At 35.5% G+C, this 17,494-nt stretch carries 7 protein-coding genes; 1 reads left to right on the forward strand and 6 read right to left on the reverse strand.

Annotated elements, in window-relative coordinates; genetic code table 11:
* Positions 1 to 246: 246 nt before the first annotated feature.
* Complete coding sequence (locus tag TD18_RS05800; RefSeq protein ID WP_040249845.1) at positions 247 to 2,196, forward strand: YgiQ family radical SAM protein; 1,950 nt, start codon at positions 247 to 249, stop codon at positions 2,194 to 2,196.
* 15 nt (positions 2,197 to 2,211) lie between these two features.
* Here TD18_RS05800 and TD18_RS05805 read toward each other — a convergent pair whose 3' ends face one another.
* The 6 genes from TD18_RS05805 to TD18_RS16610 form a co-directional block, all read right to left on the reverse strand.
* Positions 2,212 to 5,352: a DUF3427 domain-containing protein gene (locus TD18_RS05805; protein WP_040249848.1), complete on the reverse strand. Its 3,141-nt coding sequence runs from the start codon at positions 5,350 to 5,352 to the stop codon at positions 2,212 to 2,214.
* A complete protein-coding gene (locus TD18_RS05810) occupies positions 5,349 to 5,735 on the reverse strand; it encodes a (deoxy)nucleoside triphosphate pyrophosphohydrolase (protein ID WP_040249851.1) in 387 nt (128 codons plus the stop codon). The genes TD18_RS05805 and TD18_RS05810 overlap by 4 nt, the downstream gene beginning before the upstream one ends.
* 11 nt (positions 5,736 to 5,746) lie before the next feature.
* Entirely contained in the window at positions 5,747 to 8,596 is a 2,850-nt protein-coding gene (gene polA / locus TD18_RS05815) for a DNA polymerase I (RefSeq protein WP_040250014.1), read from the reverse strand.
* A 217-nt stretch (positions 8,597 to 8,813) separates the two neighbouring features.
* Positions 8,814 to 9,353 (reverse strand): cupin domain-containing protein, encoded by a 540-nt coding sequence (locus tag TD18_RS05820; protein WP_040249853.1) that lies wholly within the window; start codon positions 9,351 to 9,353, stop codon positions 8,814 to 8,816.
* A 35-nt stretch (positions 9,354 to 9,388) separates the two neighbouring features.
* A complete protein-coding gene (locus TD18_RS05825; protein ID WP_040249855.1) occupies positions 9,389 to 12,286 on the reverse strand; it encodes a beta strand repeat-containing protein in 2,898 nt (965 codons plus the stop codon).
* 443 nt (positions 12,287 to 12,729) lie between these two features.
* Entirely contained in the window at positions 12,730 to 17,352 is a 4,623-nt protein-coding gene (locus tag TD18_RS16610; RefSeq protein ID WP_052461057.1) for a T9SS type A sorting domain-containing protein, read from the reverse strand.
* Positions 17,353 to 17,494: the final 142 nt, after the last annotated feature.

A 17,494-nucleotide genomic window follows, 5' to 3' on the forward strand; every position in this document is an offset into this window, starting at 1 on the left:
CTAACCACTAACCACTAACAACTAACAACTAACAACTAACAACTAACAACTAACAACTAACAACTAACAACTAACAACTAACAACTAACAGCGTTAGCGATTGTAGTGAAAAGCCCACAGAGAGGTACGAACGAGGACTTGTAACGGAAAGCGCGACCCTTGTGGGAACGCCCAAAAAAACAAAGCCATCGCATTCCATCAATTTTAACAGCTAAGCGTTTAATTTTTAAGTATTTTTGCACGGTTATGCAAGAGTTAAAACTTTCAGATTGGTTGCCTACCACAAACAAAGAGGTTAAGATTCGAGGTTGGGAATACCTGGATGTCATCTTATTTAGTGGTGATGCCTATGTAGATCATCCTACCTTTGGACCTGCTGTAATTGGTCGTTTGCTGGAAAGTATGGGCTTGCGTGTGGCGATTGTGCCGCAACCGAATGTGAATGATAATCTTCAGGATTTTGTAAAACTTGGAAAGCCAAGATTGTTTTTTGGTGTGACTGGTGGTTGTATGGATCCTATGGTGAGCAATTATAACGCGAATAAAAAACGTCGTGATAAAGATGCGTATACACCAAATGGTGATATCGGTTTCAGACCAGATTATGCATCTTCTGTATATTCCAATATTTTAAAAGAAAAATGGCCAGATGTTCCTGTATTAATTGGAGGGATTGAAGGTTCATTGCGTCGTGTGACGCATTATGATTACTGGAGTGATCAACTCATGCCAACCATTTTAGAAACCTCTAAAGCCGATATGCTGGTGTACGGCATGGGTGAACAACCCTTGCGTGAAATTATACGTTTGCTTGAAAAAGGCGTTCCGTTTCGCAGTTTGAACACCATTAATCAAACCGCTGTGCTTTTAGATAAAGACGAAGCGATTCCGAAGAACAGTAACTGGGAAGATGTTGAAATTGCGTCTCATGAAACCTGTTTGAAAGATAAAAAGCAATACGCTTCTAATTTTAAGGTGATTGAGCAAGAATCGAATAAGCTGGCTGCACGTCGTATTTTTCAGAAAGTAGGTGATAAGACTTTGATGATTAATCCGCCTTATCCGACGATGACTGAGGAAGAAATTGATGCCTCTTTCGATTTGCCTTACACACGATTACCACATCCGAAATATGACAAACGTGGACCGATTCCTGCGTTTGAAATGATTAAGTTTTCTATCAACATTCATCGTGGTTGTTTTGGTGGTTGTAGCTTTTGTACCATTTCGGCACATCAAGGGAAGTTTATTGCCTCTCGTAGTCAGGAATCGATTTTGAAGGAAGTCGATACCGTTGCGAACATGCCAGATTTTAAAGGCTACTTGAGTGATATTGGAGGACCAAGTGCCAATATGTATAAAATGAAAGGCAAGGTGCAATCGATTTGCGACAAGTGTGTGGCACCAAGTTGTATTTCGCCTGTGATTTGTAGTAATTTAGATACCTCGCACAAACCGCTTACCGAATTGTATCAGGCTGTTGACAGTCATCCGAAAGTCAAAAAATCCTTTATTGGTTCTGGAATACGTCATGATATGCTGGTGCCAGAATTCAACAAAAATGCCGATCCGAAAGAGCTCGACGATTATACCGAAGAAGTGATGACCAAGCATGTGTCTGGTCGCTTGAAAGTCGCGCCAGAACATACGAGTGATCCTGTGTTGAAGCTGATGCGGAAACCGTCGTTCACCTACTTCCATAAGTTTAAGGAGCGTTTTGATAAGATTAATATCAAGAAAGGCTTGAAGCTTCAGCTCATTCCGTATTTTATTTCGAATCATCCAGCCTGTGAAGTGGAAGATATGGCTAATTTGGCTGCCGAAACTAAAGATATGGGCTTTCAGTTAGAGCAAGTGCAAGGCTTTACACCAACACCAATGACGGTTGCGACAGTGATTTATTACAGTGGTTACCATCCGTATACCCTAAAGGAAGTCAATACGCCAAAAACTCGCAAGGAAAAAGATGAGCAGCATCGTTTTTTCTTTTGGTATAAAGATGAAAACAAAGCCTGGATAAAAAAGACCTTAAATCGATTGGGTCGTCAGGATTTATTAGATGTGCTGCTTCCTGCCAAAACCGAAAAGTGGCGTAAAAATAAACCTAAAGGTGAGGCGAAACATACCTTTGATGATGCTGTGCCTTTTAATCAGCGGAAGAACAAGGTGAAGTATAAGGGGAAGAAGAAGAGGTAGTTTTTCTGTTTTAGCTTATCCAACAGAGAGTTTCGCAGCATCTTTCCATAAATAATGTGGCATTGGTTCCTCAAGTTTCCAGTTAATGCTCATTGGCTTAGATCCGTTATAGTCTTTTAAATTGCCTTCTCCAATAAAGACATATCCTAAACTGTTTCCAAATTCATTCTTTGCTTTTTCACGAACAAAGAGTAAAATTCGTTTATCATTTTCTTTATGCTTTATATAAGACAAGCCTTTACCTTTATCTGGTCTTGCTGAATTTTGAGTTTGCCAGTGAAATAATAATTCATTTACTGCATAATCATCATACATCGTAGTGGGCGAAAAGTTTTCTTCTGATTTAATGAGATTTATAAACAAAATTTCTGTGTTTAAGTTTTTGTTTTCTGCCGTACCTTCTCGGTTTGAAGATTTTTTATCAAAACTACTAAATTGAAATGCGGTTAAAATTTGGTCTCGAGTATAACGGCTATGAAGTTTCAATGGTTGTTCGTAAGGAAGATTTATTGGTATTTCTTTAAAGTCAATATTTTCAATCAATACCTCGAGAACCTCCTTTATTTCATCAACCAAAATTTTGTTCTCACCAATGGCTTTAATACTATTTTCTAATGAATCAAAACCACCTTCCTTTTGCCAAACATCATAATGTAACATCAAAAGCATCGTTTTTTCATTTTCATTGAAATCCGAAATATTGATATTGAAATTTTGTTTAGCAATTTTTAAAATGAAAGAAAAATAACTTAATGAATTTGTTGAGAGCCATTTATTAGAAATAGCGGATACAATGGCTTTTTCATTTTTTCTGTCAAAATCATCCATTTTTCCAGCAATTTGGCACAAACGCTTCCAACTGTCTCTTTTGTAGATAGATTCTAAAGGAATATTATATAGGGAACTAAAATTACCTAAATTTAAAGGTAGAGTAGTGTCATTCTGGAACTGTTGAATTCTTTGAATTAATTTTCTCTTATTTAAAGATGTTGCAGCTGTAATATTACTTAGAATCGTTTCTTTTGCTTTTTTCTCTAAAATAATAGAGCATCCTAAAGGGAGATGCGGAAAATTGTCCTCTAACTCTTTTTTAACCGTTGTGTTCGTTTTTCCTATTAGTGCTCTAAATTTACTTTCAAAATTATATTCAGAGTGAGCGTTACCTACAAAGTCTAAAACGGTTAAACAATCTTTATCTTCATGCAGTCTTAAACCACGTCCTAGTTGTTGTAAAAATACGGTCAAACTTTCTGTTGGTCTTAGAAATAAAACTGTATCAATTTCTGGGATATCAATTCCCTCATTAAACATGTCCACGACAAACAAATAATTTATTTGTTTTTTCTCTAATTTTTTACGAATCTCAACTCTATTTTTGTTATTCTGACTCGTTAAATAATCGGCTTTAAAACCTGCTAGTGTAAACTTTTCCGCCATGTACATAGCGTGGTCCATCGAAACACAATAGCCTAAAGCTCTAACATCATTTATATCTTTTGTATATTTATCTAATGCGTCAATTACTTCTCGAATTCGTCTATCATTTGAGGTGTATAAATTAGTTAATTCGCTCGGTACATACTTACCTCTAACCCAACTTACATGTGTTAAGTCTATGCTATCAGTAATGCCAAAATATTGAAAAGGACAAAGTAATTTCCTGTTCATTGCTTCAGGTAATCTGATTTCTGCTGCAATTTTATTGTCAAAATCTTCTAAAATGTCTCCACCATCCATTCGTTCAGGCGTAGCAGTTAGACCAAGAAGTATTTTTGGTTTGAAGTAATTGATTACCGACCTGTAGCTGTTTGCAATTTGATGATGACATTCATCAATAATGATATAGTCATAGTAATCTTCTGATAGATTGCTATTCGCAAGTTGATTATTTACTGTTTGAACAGAAGCAAATACAAACTCGAAGTTATTAGGAACCATTCCATCAACCCACAATTCTCCAATATTATTGTTTCTTAAAACGCCTTGAAAAGTTGAAAGTGATTTTTGTAATATTTCTTTTCTATGAGCAAGAAAAAGAAGTTTTGAAGATTCGTTATCCTGTTTAAAACGTTTATAATCAAAAGCTGAAATTACAGTTTTTCCAGTTCCTGTTGCAGCAACTACGAGATTTCTATATCTACTATGCACAGTTCTTTCAACCTCTAATTTTTCTAAGACTTCATTTTGATATGGAAATGGTTTGATGTCGAAAAAAGCAGTCGTGTTTTCATAAGGCTTACTAAACTTACTCTGTTTTAAAGCGTCTTGAAGCTTGTCGTTATGGATTGATTCATCAAATAATTCAAAATCATCACTTTGCCAATATGCATCAAATGTTTTCTGAAATTTATCAATGATATGGCTGACTTCTTTAGTAGTAACTTTTAAATTCCATTCTAAGCCATCAGTTAAAGCTGACCTTGAAAAATTTGACGAGCCGATATAAGCAGTATGAAAACCTGAATTTCTATAGAATAGATAAGCTTTTGCATGTAATCTTTCGTTTCCAGTGTTGTAAGATATTTTGACTTCTGTATTTGAAAGTCTAGCAAGTAGTTGAATAGCTTTATAATCTGTGGCTCCAATATACGTCGTTGTAATTACTTTCAGTTTTCCACCACGCTGAGTAAATTCTTTTAATTCTTTTTCAAGAATTATAATGCCTTTAAATTTTATAAAAGAGACTAATAAATTTATTTGGTTTGAAGAAAGAATCTCCTTTTTAAGTTCACTTTCTAAAGATAAACCTCCATTTCCACCAGTGAAAAGTTCACTCTGAGTTAATGTAGTGTAAGGTGTTATTTCTTTTAGATGTAAATCTAAGTTTGAAAAGTGTGCATCTGTTTTGGAGAAAACTGCCTTTAAAATTTCCCCTTCAATACTTACTAAGTCTTCTTTAAATTCTTGTTTGTTTAGCTCTTCTTTTAGGAGTCTTATTATTTTATTTGCAATTCGAATTTGTTGTTCTATTTTATTCTCACCTTTGATAATCTCAAAAGCATGTTTTAAAGTCTTTGAGAGATGTTTGGAAAGTACACGCGAAGCTTCCTCTTTATCTATTAGACTCTTTTTTAAAAAGAATTTATCTTTATCAAGCTCTTTCAACTTTTCAGAGATAAGTTGCGTAATTAATTCTTCATAAATACCTTGTTTCATATCTCTAAAAATTCTTTTAAAATTGGTAAATCGGCTTCAGCCCAATCTAATTTATGCAAATCCTCTTTATTAGCTAAAACAAAATCTACATGTTCTTTAAGTGTTAATTCTCCTGAAATATATTCCGCAATAAATGGAATTAATTCAATTTCAAAATCAGAATATTGATGAGTTACAGGAGTAAGTCTTTTTTCGATTTCAATGAGAATATTCAACTCTTCAAAGATTTCTCTTTTAATACAATCAATTTCAGATTCAGCTGCTTCTATTTTGCCTCCTGCAAATTCCCATTTAAAAGGAAGTTTCATTGTTTCACTTCTTTGAACGGCTAATATTTTATCCTCAAATTGAATGATAGCGCATGTGACAGAAATTGTTTTCATCTAAATTGAAATTAATGCGCCTCCAACCAATTATCACCAATATCTAAATCGACATCGAGAGGCACTTCTAATTTATATGCATTTTCCATTTCGGTTTTGATAAGCGTTTTCATGGTCTCGAGTTCTGGTTTGTAAATGTCGAATACCAATTCATCATGCACCTGTAAAAGCATTTTAGATTTGTAATTGCCAGTTTGAAGTTTGTCGTAAATTTTAATCATCGCAATTTTAATGATGTCGGCTGCAGAGCCTTGAATTGGCGCATTCACAGCATTTCGTTCGGCTGCACCACGAACCACTGCGTTTCGCGAATTGATATCTTTTAAATAACGACGACGACCTAAAACGGTTTGTACATACCCATTGTCACGAGCAAAATCGACTTGGTCATGAATATAGCTACGGAGTTTCGGATAGGTTTCATAATAGGTGTCAATGAGCTCTTTGGCTTCGCTTCTTGATAAATCGGTTTGATTGCTTAAGCCAAAGGCAGAGACGCCATAAATGATTCCGAAGTTAACGGTTTTGGCATTGCTACGTTGCTCACGAGTCACTTCAGCCAATGGTACATTAAAGACTTTAGATGCTGTGGAGGCATGAATGTCTTCGCCATTTTTAAAGGCGTCAATCATGGTTTCTTCTTTACTCAAGGCGGCAATGATACGCAGTTCTATTTGCGAATAATCGGCAGCTAAAAGCGTGTAGTCCTCATTTCTTGGGACGAAGGCTTTTCTAACCTGACGACCACGTTCGGTACGAATTGGAATGTTTTGTAAATTCGGATTGTTACTACTCAATCGTCCGGTTGCTGCAACGGTTTGCATATAATCGGTATGCACACGTCCTGTGCTTTCTTCAACCTGTAATGGTAAGGCGTCCACATAGGTGCTTTTCAGTTTCGCTAGTCCGCGATACTCCAAAATATTTCTAATAATCTCATGGTCTTTTGCCAAATAGGATAAGATATCTTCAGAGGTAGCGTATTGTCCGGTTTTGGTCTTTTTCGGTTTGTCAACCAGTTTGAGTTTTTCAAAAAGGATAATTCCCATCTGTTTTGGTGAGGCGATATTAAATTCTTCGCCTGCCGCTTCGTAAATCTTTTGTTCGAGATTGGCGATATCGCTATTAAGTTGCTCCGACAAGGAATTTAAGAAGTCTATATCGAGATTAATGCCTTCCAACTCCATAGCTGCAAGCACTCGTAGCAGTGGAATTTCAATCTCATCAAATAATTTTTGGGTATTGGCTTCACCGAGTTCTTTTTCGAAATGTTCTTTGAGTTGTAAGGTGATATCAGCATCTTCAACCGCATATTCGGTTTGTTTTTCGAGTGGCACCTCGCGCATCGACAATTGGTTTTTACCTTTTTTGCCAATAAGTTCTGTGATTGAAATTGGCGTATAATTGAGATAGGTTTCAGCCAGCACATCCATATTATGTCGCATATCAGGATTAATCAAATAATGCGCTAACATGGTGTCGAAGAGTTTGCCTTTGACTTCGATATTATATTTTGCTAAAACTTTGATGTCGTATTTTAGATTCTGACCAATTTTTTGAATGTTTTCATTTTCGAAGAAAGGTCGCAAAATTTCAATGAGGTCTTGCGCTTCTTCTTTTTTCTCTGGAAATGGGACGTAAAAACCTTTACCAGATTCCCATGAAAAAGCGATGCCAACGAGTTCTGCTGTTAACGGGTTAAGTCCAGTAGTTTCAGTATCAAAACATACAGAAGTTTGATTCAGTAAATTTTTGACGAACAATTTCGTTGCCATTCCAGACGCGACGCTCTGATAAAAATGCGAGGTTGTTTCAGCGGTTTTACGTGTATATTCTGAAACGGTTTCGGTTGTGGTGGAAGCATCTCCTCCAAATAATGAAAATTGTCCTTCACCAGCTGATTTTTGCTCTTTCGGAGTTGGTTTGGCTTCTGTAGGTTTAGAGTCTTGTGATTGAGTAGCTGAAGCTACTTCTGTTTCCGAAGCAAAGGTTTTTAAGAAATTATCAGTAAGACGTCTGAATTCTAAATCGGTGAAAATTTGTTTTACTTTTTCAACATCAGGATGGTCGAGTTCAAAATCTTTAGCATTAAAGGTTACAGGAACATCAAGCATAATCGTTGCTAATTGTTTGGAAAGCATCCCTAAGTCTTTGGCAGCTTCTACTTTTTCTCGCATTTTACCTTTCAACTGATCAGTATTGGCGAGTAGATTTTCCATGCTTCCAAACTCTTTGATAAACTTTTTTGCTGTTTTTTCGCCCACACCAGGCAATCCAGGAATATTATCGGAAGAATCGCCCATCATACCTAAAAAGTCAATCACTTGCATAGGGTTTTCCACTTCAAATTTCTTCTGTACTTCAGGAATTCCCCAGGTTTCATAACCACCACCAAATACAGGCCTGTACATGAATATATTTTCAGTAACCAACTGTGCAAAATCCTTATCAGGAGTGACCATATAGGTTTTGTAACCTTCTTTTTCGGCTTGACGCGATAAGGTGCCAATGACATCATCGGCTTCAAACCCTTCTTTGACCATGATTGGAATGTGCATGGCTTCTAGGATGTCACAGATATATGGAATCGCAGTTTTAATACCTTCTGGTGTTTCATCGCGATTGGCTTTATAAGCTTCGAACATTTCCACACGATCCACACTTCCGCCTTTATCAAAGCAAACGGCCAAATGATCTGGTCGTTCACGTTTAATCACATCTAATAAGGAATTCATAAAACCCATGATGGCTGAAGTATCTTCCCCTTTGGAATTGATTCTCGGGTTTTTTATAAAAGCGTAATACCCACGAAAAATTAGGGCATAGGCATCAACAAGAAATAAGCGTTTTTGATCTGACATATTGAATTTTAATTTGGAAACGAATGTCACCTTGAGCGCAGTTGAAAGGTTTTTTTGTTTAAAATAGTTCTCGACTGCGCTCGAACTGACAGCTTGCAAATTACAAAACTTAAGCCTTGAAATGAAACAAACCCATTTTAAAAAATCAACAAAAAAGGAAAGTCGTTCCCTACAAACGACTTTCCTAATCAAAAATATAGTTACTTACTAAATTTAACTATTTTATAAATGTGACTCCGTGTCGACCACATATTTCAGAAACTTTTGCGAAATCTGGAGGACCAGCAGTTAAATCGGCTAATTCTCTAAACATGATTTCAATTCCTGCTGGAAATGCACTGGTGATCATTTTTGCTTTTTCAGTCCCTACAACCTTCCAGGAATGAGGTAAGTTTTTTGGAGCAAAAGCTACATCACCAGCTTCCAGGATTGTTGTGTTGCCATCGATCATAATTTCGACTTGACCTTTAATCACTCTAAAAATTTCATCCTCTTTCGTATGCACATGAGGAGGAATTCCGACACCTGGCTCTACATCATCTACCCATTCTACAATTTGATTATTGGTGTCACTACCAACAAGCTTATGGGTTTGAATGTCACCAATGACATTTAATATTTTACCCTCATCAGCCCTGACAATTTTGGATTTCAGGTATTCTTTAGTAGAGATTATGGTCTTGGCAAATGCATTTTTGGGAATAAGCGTCAATAAACTTAATCCTCCAAGTGATTTAATAAAGTGATTTCTATTCATAATATGTGATTTTTTAAAGATTTTTAGATTGAACTTTATCGTATTTGTTCTATTTCAAAAGAGGTCACAATATCATTTGAAAAGACATCGATTGGTCCTGTATTTAAGATTTGTATTTCTACGCTATCTCCAGCATTTAAGTCCAATATTCTGTTAATAGATCGAAACACATAACCACTTCCAGAGTTATTAAAGTTTACTGCACCTTCAAAAACACCATTAACTACAATGGCAATTCCAAAGGCGTTTGTAGAGGTTGAAGTGTTGGTGCTTCTCCAAGAGGCATTAATGCGGTAGTAACCTGTTGAATTCACATCGAATTCATCTGTTGTGGTATTGAATTCAGAGTTAAGGTCAAAATCAACAGTATCAAAATTCAATTTTTGCCAGGAACTTGTAGTAAATGACTGATCGGCTGACATTGTTATACGCGCTAATGACAATGATGCTGATGGAAGATTCTGCCAGCTTGTATTACCAATGCCATCAGTGGTTAATACCTGACCAATTGTACCATCAGACGCAGGCATTGTGTACCGGTTTGATGAGGTGTTTCCAAAAGATGTTCTTCCAATAAAATAGCCAGCATAGCCATTTGTAGTTGAAACGTTAGAGTATATGCCATATTCGATACCTGTTAAATCTTCGGGTATTCTTACTTCTACACCATAAATACTATAAGAGCCTGTTAAGTATTTACCAATGTTTACACTTGTATCACCAAGTTCATTAAACACTGCAATGCCAGATCTTGAGGCAAGCGTATAACTGTTATCCACAGAGATGTCAATTGCGTTTCCACGTTGTGAATTATGATTGATATCGATAAAGTCATTAGTACTTGTTGTGTTATTCCCAATTCTGATTTCATTTAGATTAGATAATGAACTGAGACTAAATTTGTAATCGCTTGGTGCAGTTAAACCAATACTTATTTCGCCATCATTTTGAATTCTAAACGATTCGGTTCCATTTGCTGAATAGGCTGTTACCGCGTTTGATGGGCTAAAAAAACCGGTATTTGTGGACTGGAATCGAATACTCGGATCTGTTTCGGTTCCTGAATCAAATTGAATTTCATCAACAACACTTAGCTCGTCGGGATTTAAGTAATAATTAGTATTGTCCCAATCGATAATGTTATTACTAATATGAAGGTCATTATTTGTTGTATTAGTATTTCCGATGTAAACATCTCCATTTTGTCTTTCAATATTGGCGCCTACAGTAACCCAGTCATTGTCGTCGGTTAAACTCGCTAAATTTACTGAAGTTCCAGTACCATTTTGAATGCCTAAATTGAGTGTTGTCCCTGTTAGTGTTGCAGTGCTTAGGTTTTGGTTATCAGTTCCAGTACCATCTTGCAGACTAGCCAAATTTACTGAAGTTCCAGTACCATTTTGAATGCCTAAGTTAAGGGTCGTTCCTGTAAGTGTTGCGGCAGTTAGGTTTTGATTGTCGGTTCCAGTACCATCTTGCAATGTGGATAAATCAACATTAGTAATATTTCCTGCTTCTGTAATTTGTAAAGTAGTACCACTGAGCCCAGCAGCAGTGATAATTTCGTTTCCAATCACGGTGTCCGCATCATTGGCAATATGATTAGTAATAGTTGTTGTGTTATTAGCAACAGCTACGGATTGATTAAGTGCCGATAAGTCAACAGTATCTGCAGTACCATTTTCAATCCCAACGGTTAAAATGTTACTACCATTAAGGCTAAGGTTTTGGATATTTTGATCGTCTGTCCCGACACCATCTTGAAGTGCGGATAAATCTATAGACGTTCCGGTACCGTTTTCTATATTTAGGTTTAAGGTTGTTCCTGTTAAGGTTGGTGCCTGTAGGTCCTGGTCGTCAGTATTTACTGTTGCATTTTGAAAGCTGACGTTTCCTGCTCCATCTGTTGTCAATATTTGTCCTACAGCTCCATCAGTGGTTGGTAAGATAAATCCTGTTGTTGTTGGATTACCAATTTGAAATTGGCCATTTACTCTTAATAAATCGGCACCAAAATCACCATAAATAAGAGCGTTATCGGAATTAGCACTAGAGTTTTCTATATACAATTTATTACTTCCCATCTCACTCAAACCAGACTGATAGCCAATCATAACGTTGCCACTCCCTAAATTCCCTATACCAGAATTAGTACCAATAAAGACGTTTGCAAAACCTGCTATGCTATTGGCACCTGCACTTGCTCCGAGTGCTACATTTGAGTTTCCTGTCACATTATTTTCTAGAGCACTACTACCAACTACAGTATTAGAGAAGCTAGTGTTCTGTCTTAGACTTCTAACGCCTATGGCTGTATTTTGAAAGCCTGTTTGGTTTGCTCTTAAAGAGTTGGTTCCTAAGGCTATATTATCGTTTCCTGATGTATTATTAAATAAGGCCTGAAAGCCCAATGCAATGTTACTGTTTCCTGTCTGATTTGTAAACAGGCTTTGTGCTCCAATTGCTGTATTGTTATTGCCAGAAGTATTTGAGGTTAATGCTTGAAAGCCTATAGCATTATTGAAATTGTTAGTGCCATCATCTACTAATCCAGATCCAATACCAAAGAAAATTGAAGCGCCATTAAAAGATCCGTCATTATCGCTTTTTGCATCTATTAAATCGTTTATTTTTTCCACGCCTTTTACACTTAGCCAAGAACTACTTCCATTGTCCCAATAATAAAAGCCTTTTGCAGGAACTCCATTTCCAGTGACATAAACCATCATCCCATCTTGATCTGTTCCAGGATTAGTGCTTGGAAAATTATCAATTTTCGGAATTAAGAGACCGTCGGTGTGAGTTGGATTCGTTAGGCTACTAGACGCTACATCTAAACTCGCTTTCGGGTCGGTAGTCCCAACGCCTACTTGAGCATGAGATATTTGCAGAAAAACAACAAGTGTAAGGGTGTAAAGTATTTTAGTTTTCATAATGCTATGCTTTTGAGATTTTACTGCTATACATTATGGAATTTAAACTGTAACCTTTCTTTTTTGTGTAGGCAAAAAAGAATAGTATAGGTCACAACTTCTAGGTCTTAAAAAGAGGTCATAATTAATAGCTCTTCAAAGCTATCTGTAGCGTCAGAAAATGACGTGGATTATTTTTTCAAAGTCGGGTAGTATTTCGTCAAGCGCAAGGAAATAGGGTGTTTTGGTCTCTTTTGTTTCAGAAATAGGTCTCCATTGCGCTCGAACAGCCAAGAAACTCAAAGCTACTAAACGTAAGCCTTGAAATGATTGAAACCCATTTTGAAACAACAACAAAAAAGGAAAGTCGCTCCCTATAAGCGACTTTCCAAATCAAAAACATAGTTACTTACTAAATTTAACTACTCTGTTTTATTTAACTTTTTCAAAGTTATTTTAAGCTTTTACTTTTTTATCAATAGTTTCTTTGTGATGATTTGCTGGCCTACTTCAATGGTTACGAAATACATGCCATTAGCCAAATGCTTTACATCAATGATGTTTGATTGATTTTGACTCAGTAGTTTTTTACCAGAAATATCAATGATAGAAATAGTTCCAATTTCGTCAGTGACATTAGATGTTATGGTCACTATATCTGAAGAAGGGTTAGGATAAAGTGCTACAGATACTTTTGAAGAGGTAAAATCTTCGGTATTTAGAGTGTCGTTGAATAAAATGTCAAAACTGGTAAAGTTACTATTGCTTGCAGTTGCAGCAGTTCTAAAAACGCGCAATTTATAAGTGGTTCCAGTTGTGAGATTATCTATGATACTAAAATTGTTAAAACAGGCAATTTCAGTGCCTTCACAGGCATCATAAAGTGTAAATCTATTGACATTAACAGAGCCATTAATGCCTATAGCACCATCTTCTGGCATTGTAAACTCAAACCAAGTGTCTGCATAGGCAGCCATATTGCCAGAGCATCTCATGCCATTGCTGAAGATTTCGTTAGTAAAGTCGAAATTTACCGTAGTCACTGTTTCCGAAACCTGAATCAATTCCGCATTAGCGCAATTACTGCTATTGCTGCAGTCGATGCTAAAACCAGATTGGGCATCGATGTTGCTCCAGTTAGTGATGCTGTAAACAGCATTATCTACTTCGATACAATTAAGGTTTGGATTGTTAGCTGCATCAAAAAATGAAATGTTAGTATTGTTGCCGTTTTTTATGTTTAAACCAGTTAGGTTATTGGTATCAACTTCTACAACATCCAAATTGCTGTTTAAGGACAAATCGAGTGTTGTGATTTGATTTCCTGTAAGCTGTAGGGTTTCAAGTGCCGTATTTTGACTTAAATCAATGCTAGATAATTGGTTATTCTGTACCGACAAGGATTCCAGAAGCGCGTTTTGAGTTATGTTTAGTTCTGTTAATTGATTGTTTCCGACGTAACAATTTACTAGTACTGTATTCGCGCTTATATCTAGTGTGGTTAATTGATTATCAGAAACGGATAAATATTCAAGAACCGTATTTTGGTTTACATTTAGGTTTGTTATTTGATTGCCAACGAAGTTTAAATACGTTAGTGCCGTATTTTGGCTCATATCGGCATTTGTAATTTGATTGTTTGAGCAAACAAATGTCTCTAGTGCAACGAAGTCTTCAATTCCCGTTAAGTCGCTTATGTTCTGATTGGCAAGGTTGAGGTAGGTTTCTGCATTAATATTGGCCGTGGGCACATAATTGTCTAAAGCCATATCGTAACCCAAATCTATAAGGGCTTGTTCAAAATTATCGTCTGGCACATAAGTCTGTGGTGCGTTGCAATCTTCACTAAAGGTGGTTTGAGCATCTATGTTTGTCCAGTTTGTAGTACTGTAAGTTGCATCATCAACTTCAATACAGGTTAAGTTTGGGTTATTAACGGCTTGAAAAAAAGTAATCGCTGTATTATTACCATTTTTTAAGTTGAGACTTGTTAATTGATTCGAAGAGCAATCTATGCCATTTAGCAGTATGTTTTGACTGAAGTCTATACTTGTTAATTGATTAGAAACACAATTTAACTCTTGTAATGCTGTATTTTGGCTTAGGTCTAAAGTTGAAAGTTCATTAATACCACACGCCAAAATTTGAAGAGCTGTATTCTGACTTAGGTTTAAATTGGTTAGATTATTAATGCCACATTGTAATTCTGTGAGCAATGTATTTTGACTAACGTTTAAATTTATTAATTCATTTTGGTTACAATTTAATGTCTCTAAAGCAGTATTTTGGCTTAAGTCTAGATTGGTTAATTGATTATACACAACACCCAAAGTTTTCAGTGCTGTATTCTGACTTAAATTTAAACTAGTGAGTTGATTCGAAAACACATCTAAATCCGTTAGAAAAGTGTTTTGGCTGAGGTCCAAGTTCGTTAAGTTATTATTACCTGCATAAAGTTCTTCCAATACAATAAAATCTTCAAGACCAGTTAAATCGGCTATGCCTTTACTGCTAACGTCCAGCGATGTAATACCATCAATATTTGCAGTAGGGACATAATCGTCTAAAGAGCCTGAATCGTAACCCAAATCTATAAGGGCTTGTTCAAAATTATCGTCTGGCACATAAGTCTGTGGTGCGTTGCAATCTTCACTAAAGGTGGATTGAGCATCTATGTTTGTCCAGTTTGTAGTACTGTAAGTTGCATCATCAACTTCAATACAGGTCAAATCTGGGTTATTAACGGCTTGAAATACAGTAATTGCTGTATTATTGCCATTTTTCATGTTGAGACTTGTTAATTGATTGGAAGGGCAGTTTAATAATTGTAATTCTATATTTTGACTTAAGTCTAAAGTTGTTATATTGTTTGCAACCACATCTAATTCTTTAAGATTTAAATTTTGACTTACATCTAAACTGGTTAAGTTATTACCTCCACAATATAAAATTTCGAGAACTGTATTTGAATTTAAGTTCAAATTATTTAATTCATTAGCAACCGCACCTATATATGTTAGTTCAGTATTTTGACCTAAATTAAGACTTGTAATATCGTTTAGTGAGCATTCTAATTCTGTAAGATTACTATTTTGACTCACATTTAAATCCGTTAATTCGTTGTTTGCACATTCTAACACACTTAGATTTGTATTTTGACTTACGTCCAAGTTCGTTAAATTGTTGGTAATTACATTAAGTTCTTCTAATGACGTAAAATCTTCAATACCTGTGATATCACTAATGCCTTTGCTACTAACATCCAAAGACGTGATACCATTAATATTTGCGGTAGGTACGTAATCATCTAAAGGACCAGAGTCATAGCCTAAATCGATGAGCGCTTGCTCAAAATTATCGTCAGGCACAAAAGTTTCGTTATAGTGACAATCTTCGCTAAAGCTGGTTTGAGCATCTATAAATGTCCAGTTTGTGGCACTGTAGTTAGCATCATCGACTTGAATACAATTTAAATTAGGATTGAAAGCAGCAACAAAAAAAGTAATCACTGTGTTATTACCATTTTTTATATTGAGATTTGTTAATTGATTAGAATTGCAGTCTAGATGTTCTAGACTTGTATTTAAACTAAGGTCTAAACTAGTAAGTGCATTTAAATCACAATTTAATTCAGTTAACTCAGTATTATTCGTGACATCTAAACTCGTTAGTTGATTGTTGGTGCAACTTAAATAATCTAATAGGGTATTGATAGTGACATTTAAATTTGTTAATTGATTGCCAGTGACATTAAGATTTGTGAGGTCAGGGCTTGTAGTTACATCGATATCTGTTATTTGATTACTGTGACAGTCTAAAGTGGTTATCAATGTCGTGTTTGGACTTAGGTCTAAATTCACTAATTGATTATCAGAGCAAAATATGAAATGTAATAAAGTATTGCTAGTAAGATCTAAAGTAGTTAATTGATTATTGTTTACGTTAAGATATGTAAGTAGGGTATTTTGGCTTACATCTAAACTTGTTAATTGATTAACATGGCATTGAAAGTTGTTCAATAAAGTATTCTCGCTCACATCTAAGCTTTCTATTTGGTTACCTGAGCAATATAAATTTTGTAGCTGGGTGTTTTGGCTAACGTTTAAATCGGTTAGGTTGTTTGCAGAACAGTTTAATACTTGAAGTTGCGTATTGTTACTAATGTTTAAATTACTTAAATTATTTTGAGCACAACTTAATTCTTCTAAAGCGAAAAAATCTTTTATACCTGTCAGGTCGTCAATATTTTTATTGTCAACATTTAATATAGTAACCGTATTAATGTTACTTCTTGGGATGTAATCATCCAAAGGTCCAGCGTCATAGCCTAAATCAATGAGTGCTTGTTCAAAATTATCATCTGGGACATAGGTGTTAATTTCAGAAATACAATTTGTATTAAAATTAGTCTGTGGATCTATGTTAGTCCAGTTTGCATTGGCATAAGCCACATCATCAACTTGAATACAGGTTAGCCCTGGATTATTAGTCGCATTGAAAGAAATCAATCCGGTGTTATTACCATTTAAGATAGAAATGCCTCCCAAATTATTATCGGTACAACTTACTACAGAGAGCAGAGCATTTTGGTTGAGGTTTAATATGGAGAGTTGATTTCCATTTAAAGACAATGTTTGGAGTACTGTATTTTGTGTTAAATTAATCTCAGTAAGTAAATTAAAGCGAACATCTAGGTAGTCTAAGGCTGTATTTTGACGAACATCAAGACTCGTGATATTGTTGCTGCTGCAGGATAAAAGCGTAAGCGCAGTATTTTGAGTAACATCTAAACTCGTAAGATTATTATTGTCAGCGTATAATAGTTGCAATGCTGTAAAATCTTCAATACCCGTTAAATCATTGATATTTTGGTTTTGTATGTTCAGGGATGTTACTGCATTGATATTTGCTGTTTGTACTGAATTATCCAGCAAAGTGTCGTAACCTAGATCGATTAAAGCTTGTTCAAAGTTACTGTCTGGTATAACAGTTACTTGGGTATGTCCTATATTATAAAACAGGATAATTGCTAAGAAGGTAAGAATTGTTTGTTTTGAAAGCCAAAAAAAAGAGTAGTGTTTTTTCATTTTCTTATTGATTTAAAGTTTATACTTAGTGCATCACCTTCATAAAAAAAGAGGTGATAATTAATAGCTCTTCAAAGCTATCTGTAGCGTCAGAAAATGACGTGGATTATTTTTTCAAAGTCGGGTAGTATTTCGTCAAGCC

It is taken from the genome of Psychroserpens mesophilus (genome assembly GCF_000826645.1).
Taxonomy (GTDB): domain Bacteria; phylum Bacteroidota; class Bacteroidia; order Flavobacteriales; family Flavobacteriaceae; genus Psychroserpens; species Psychroserpens mesophilus.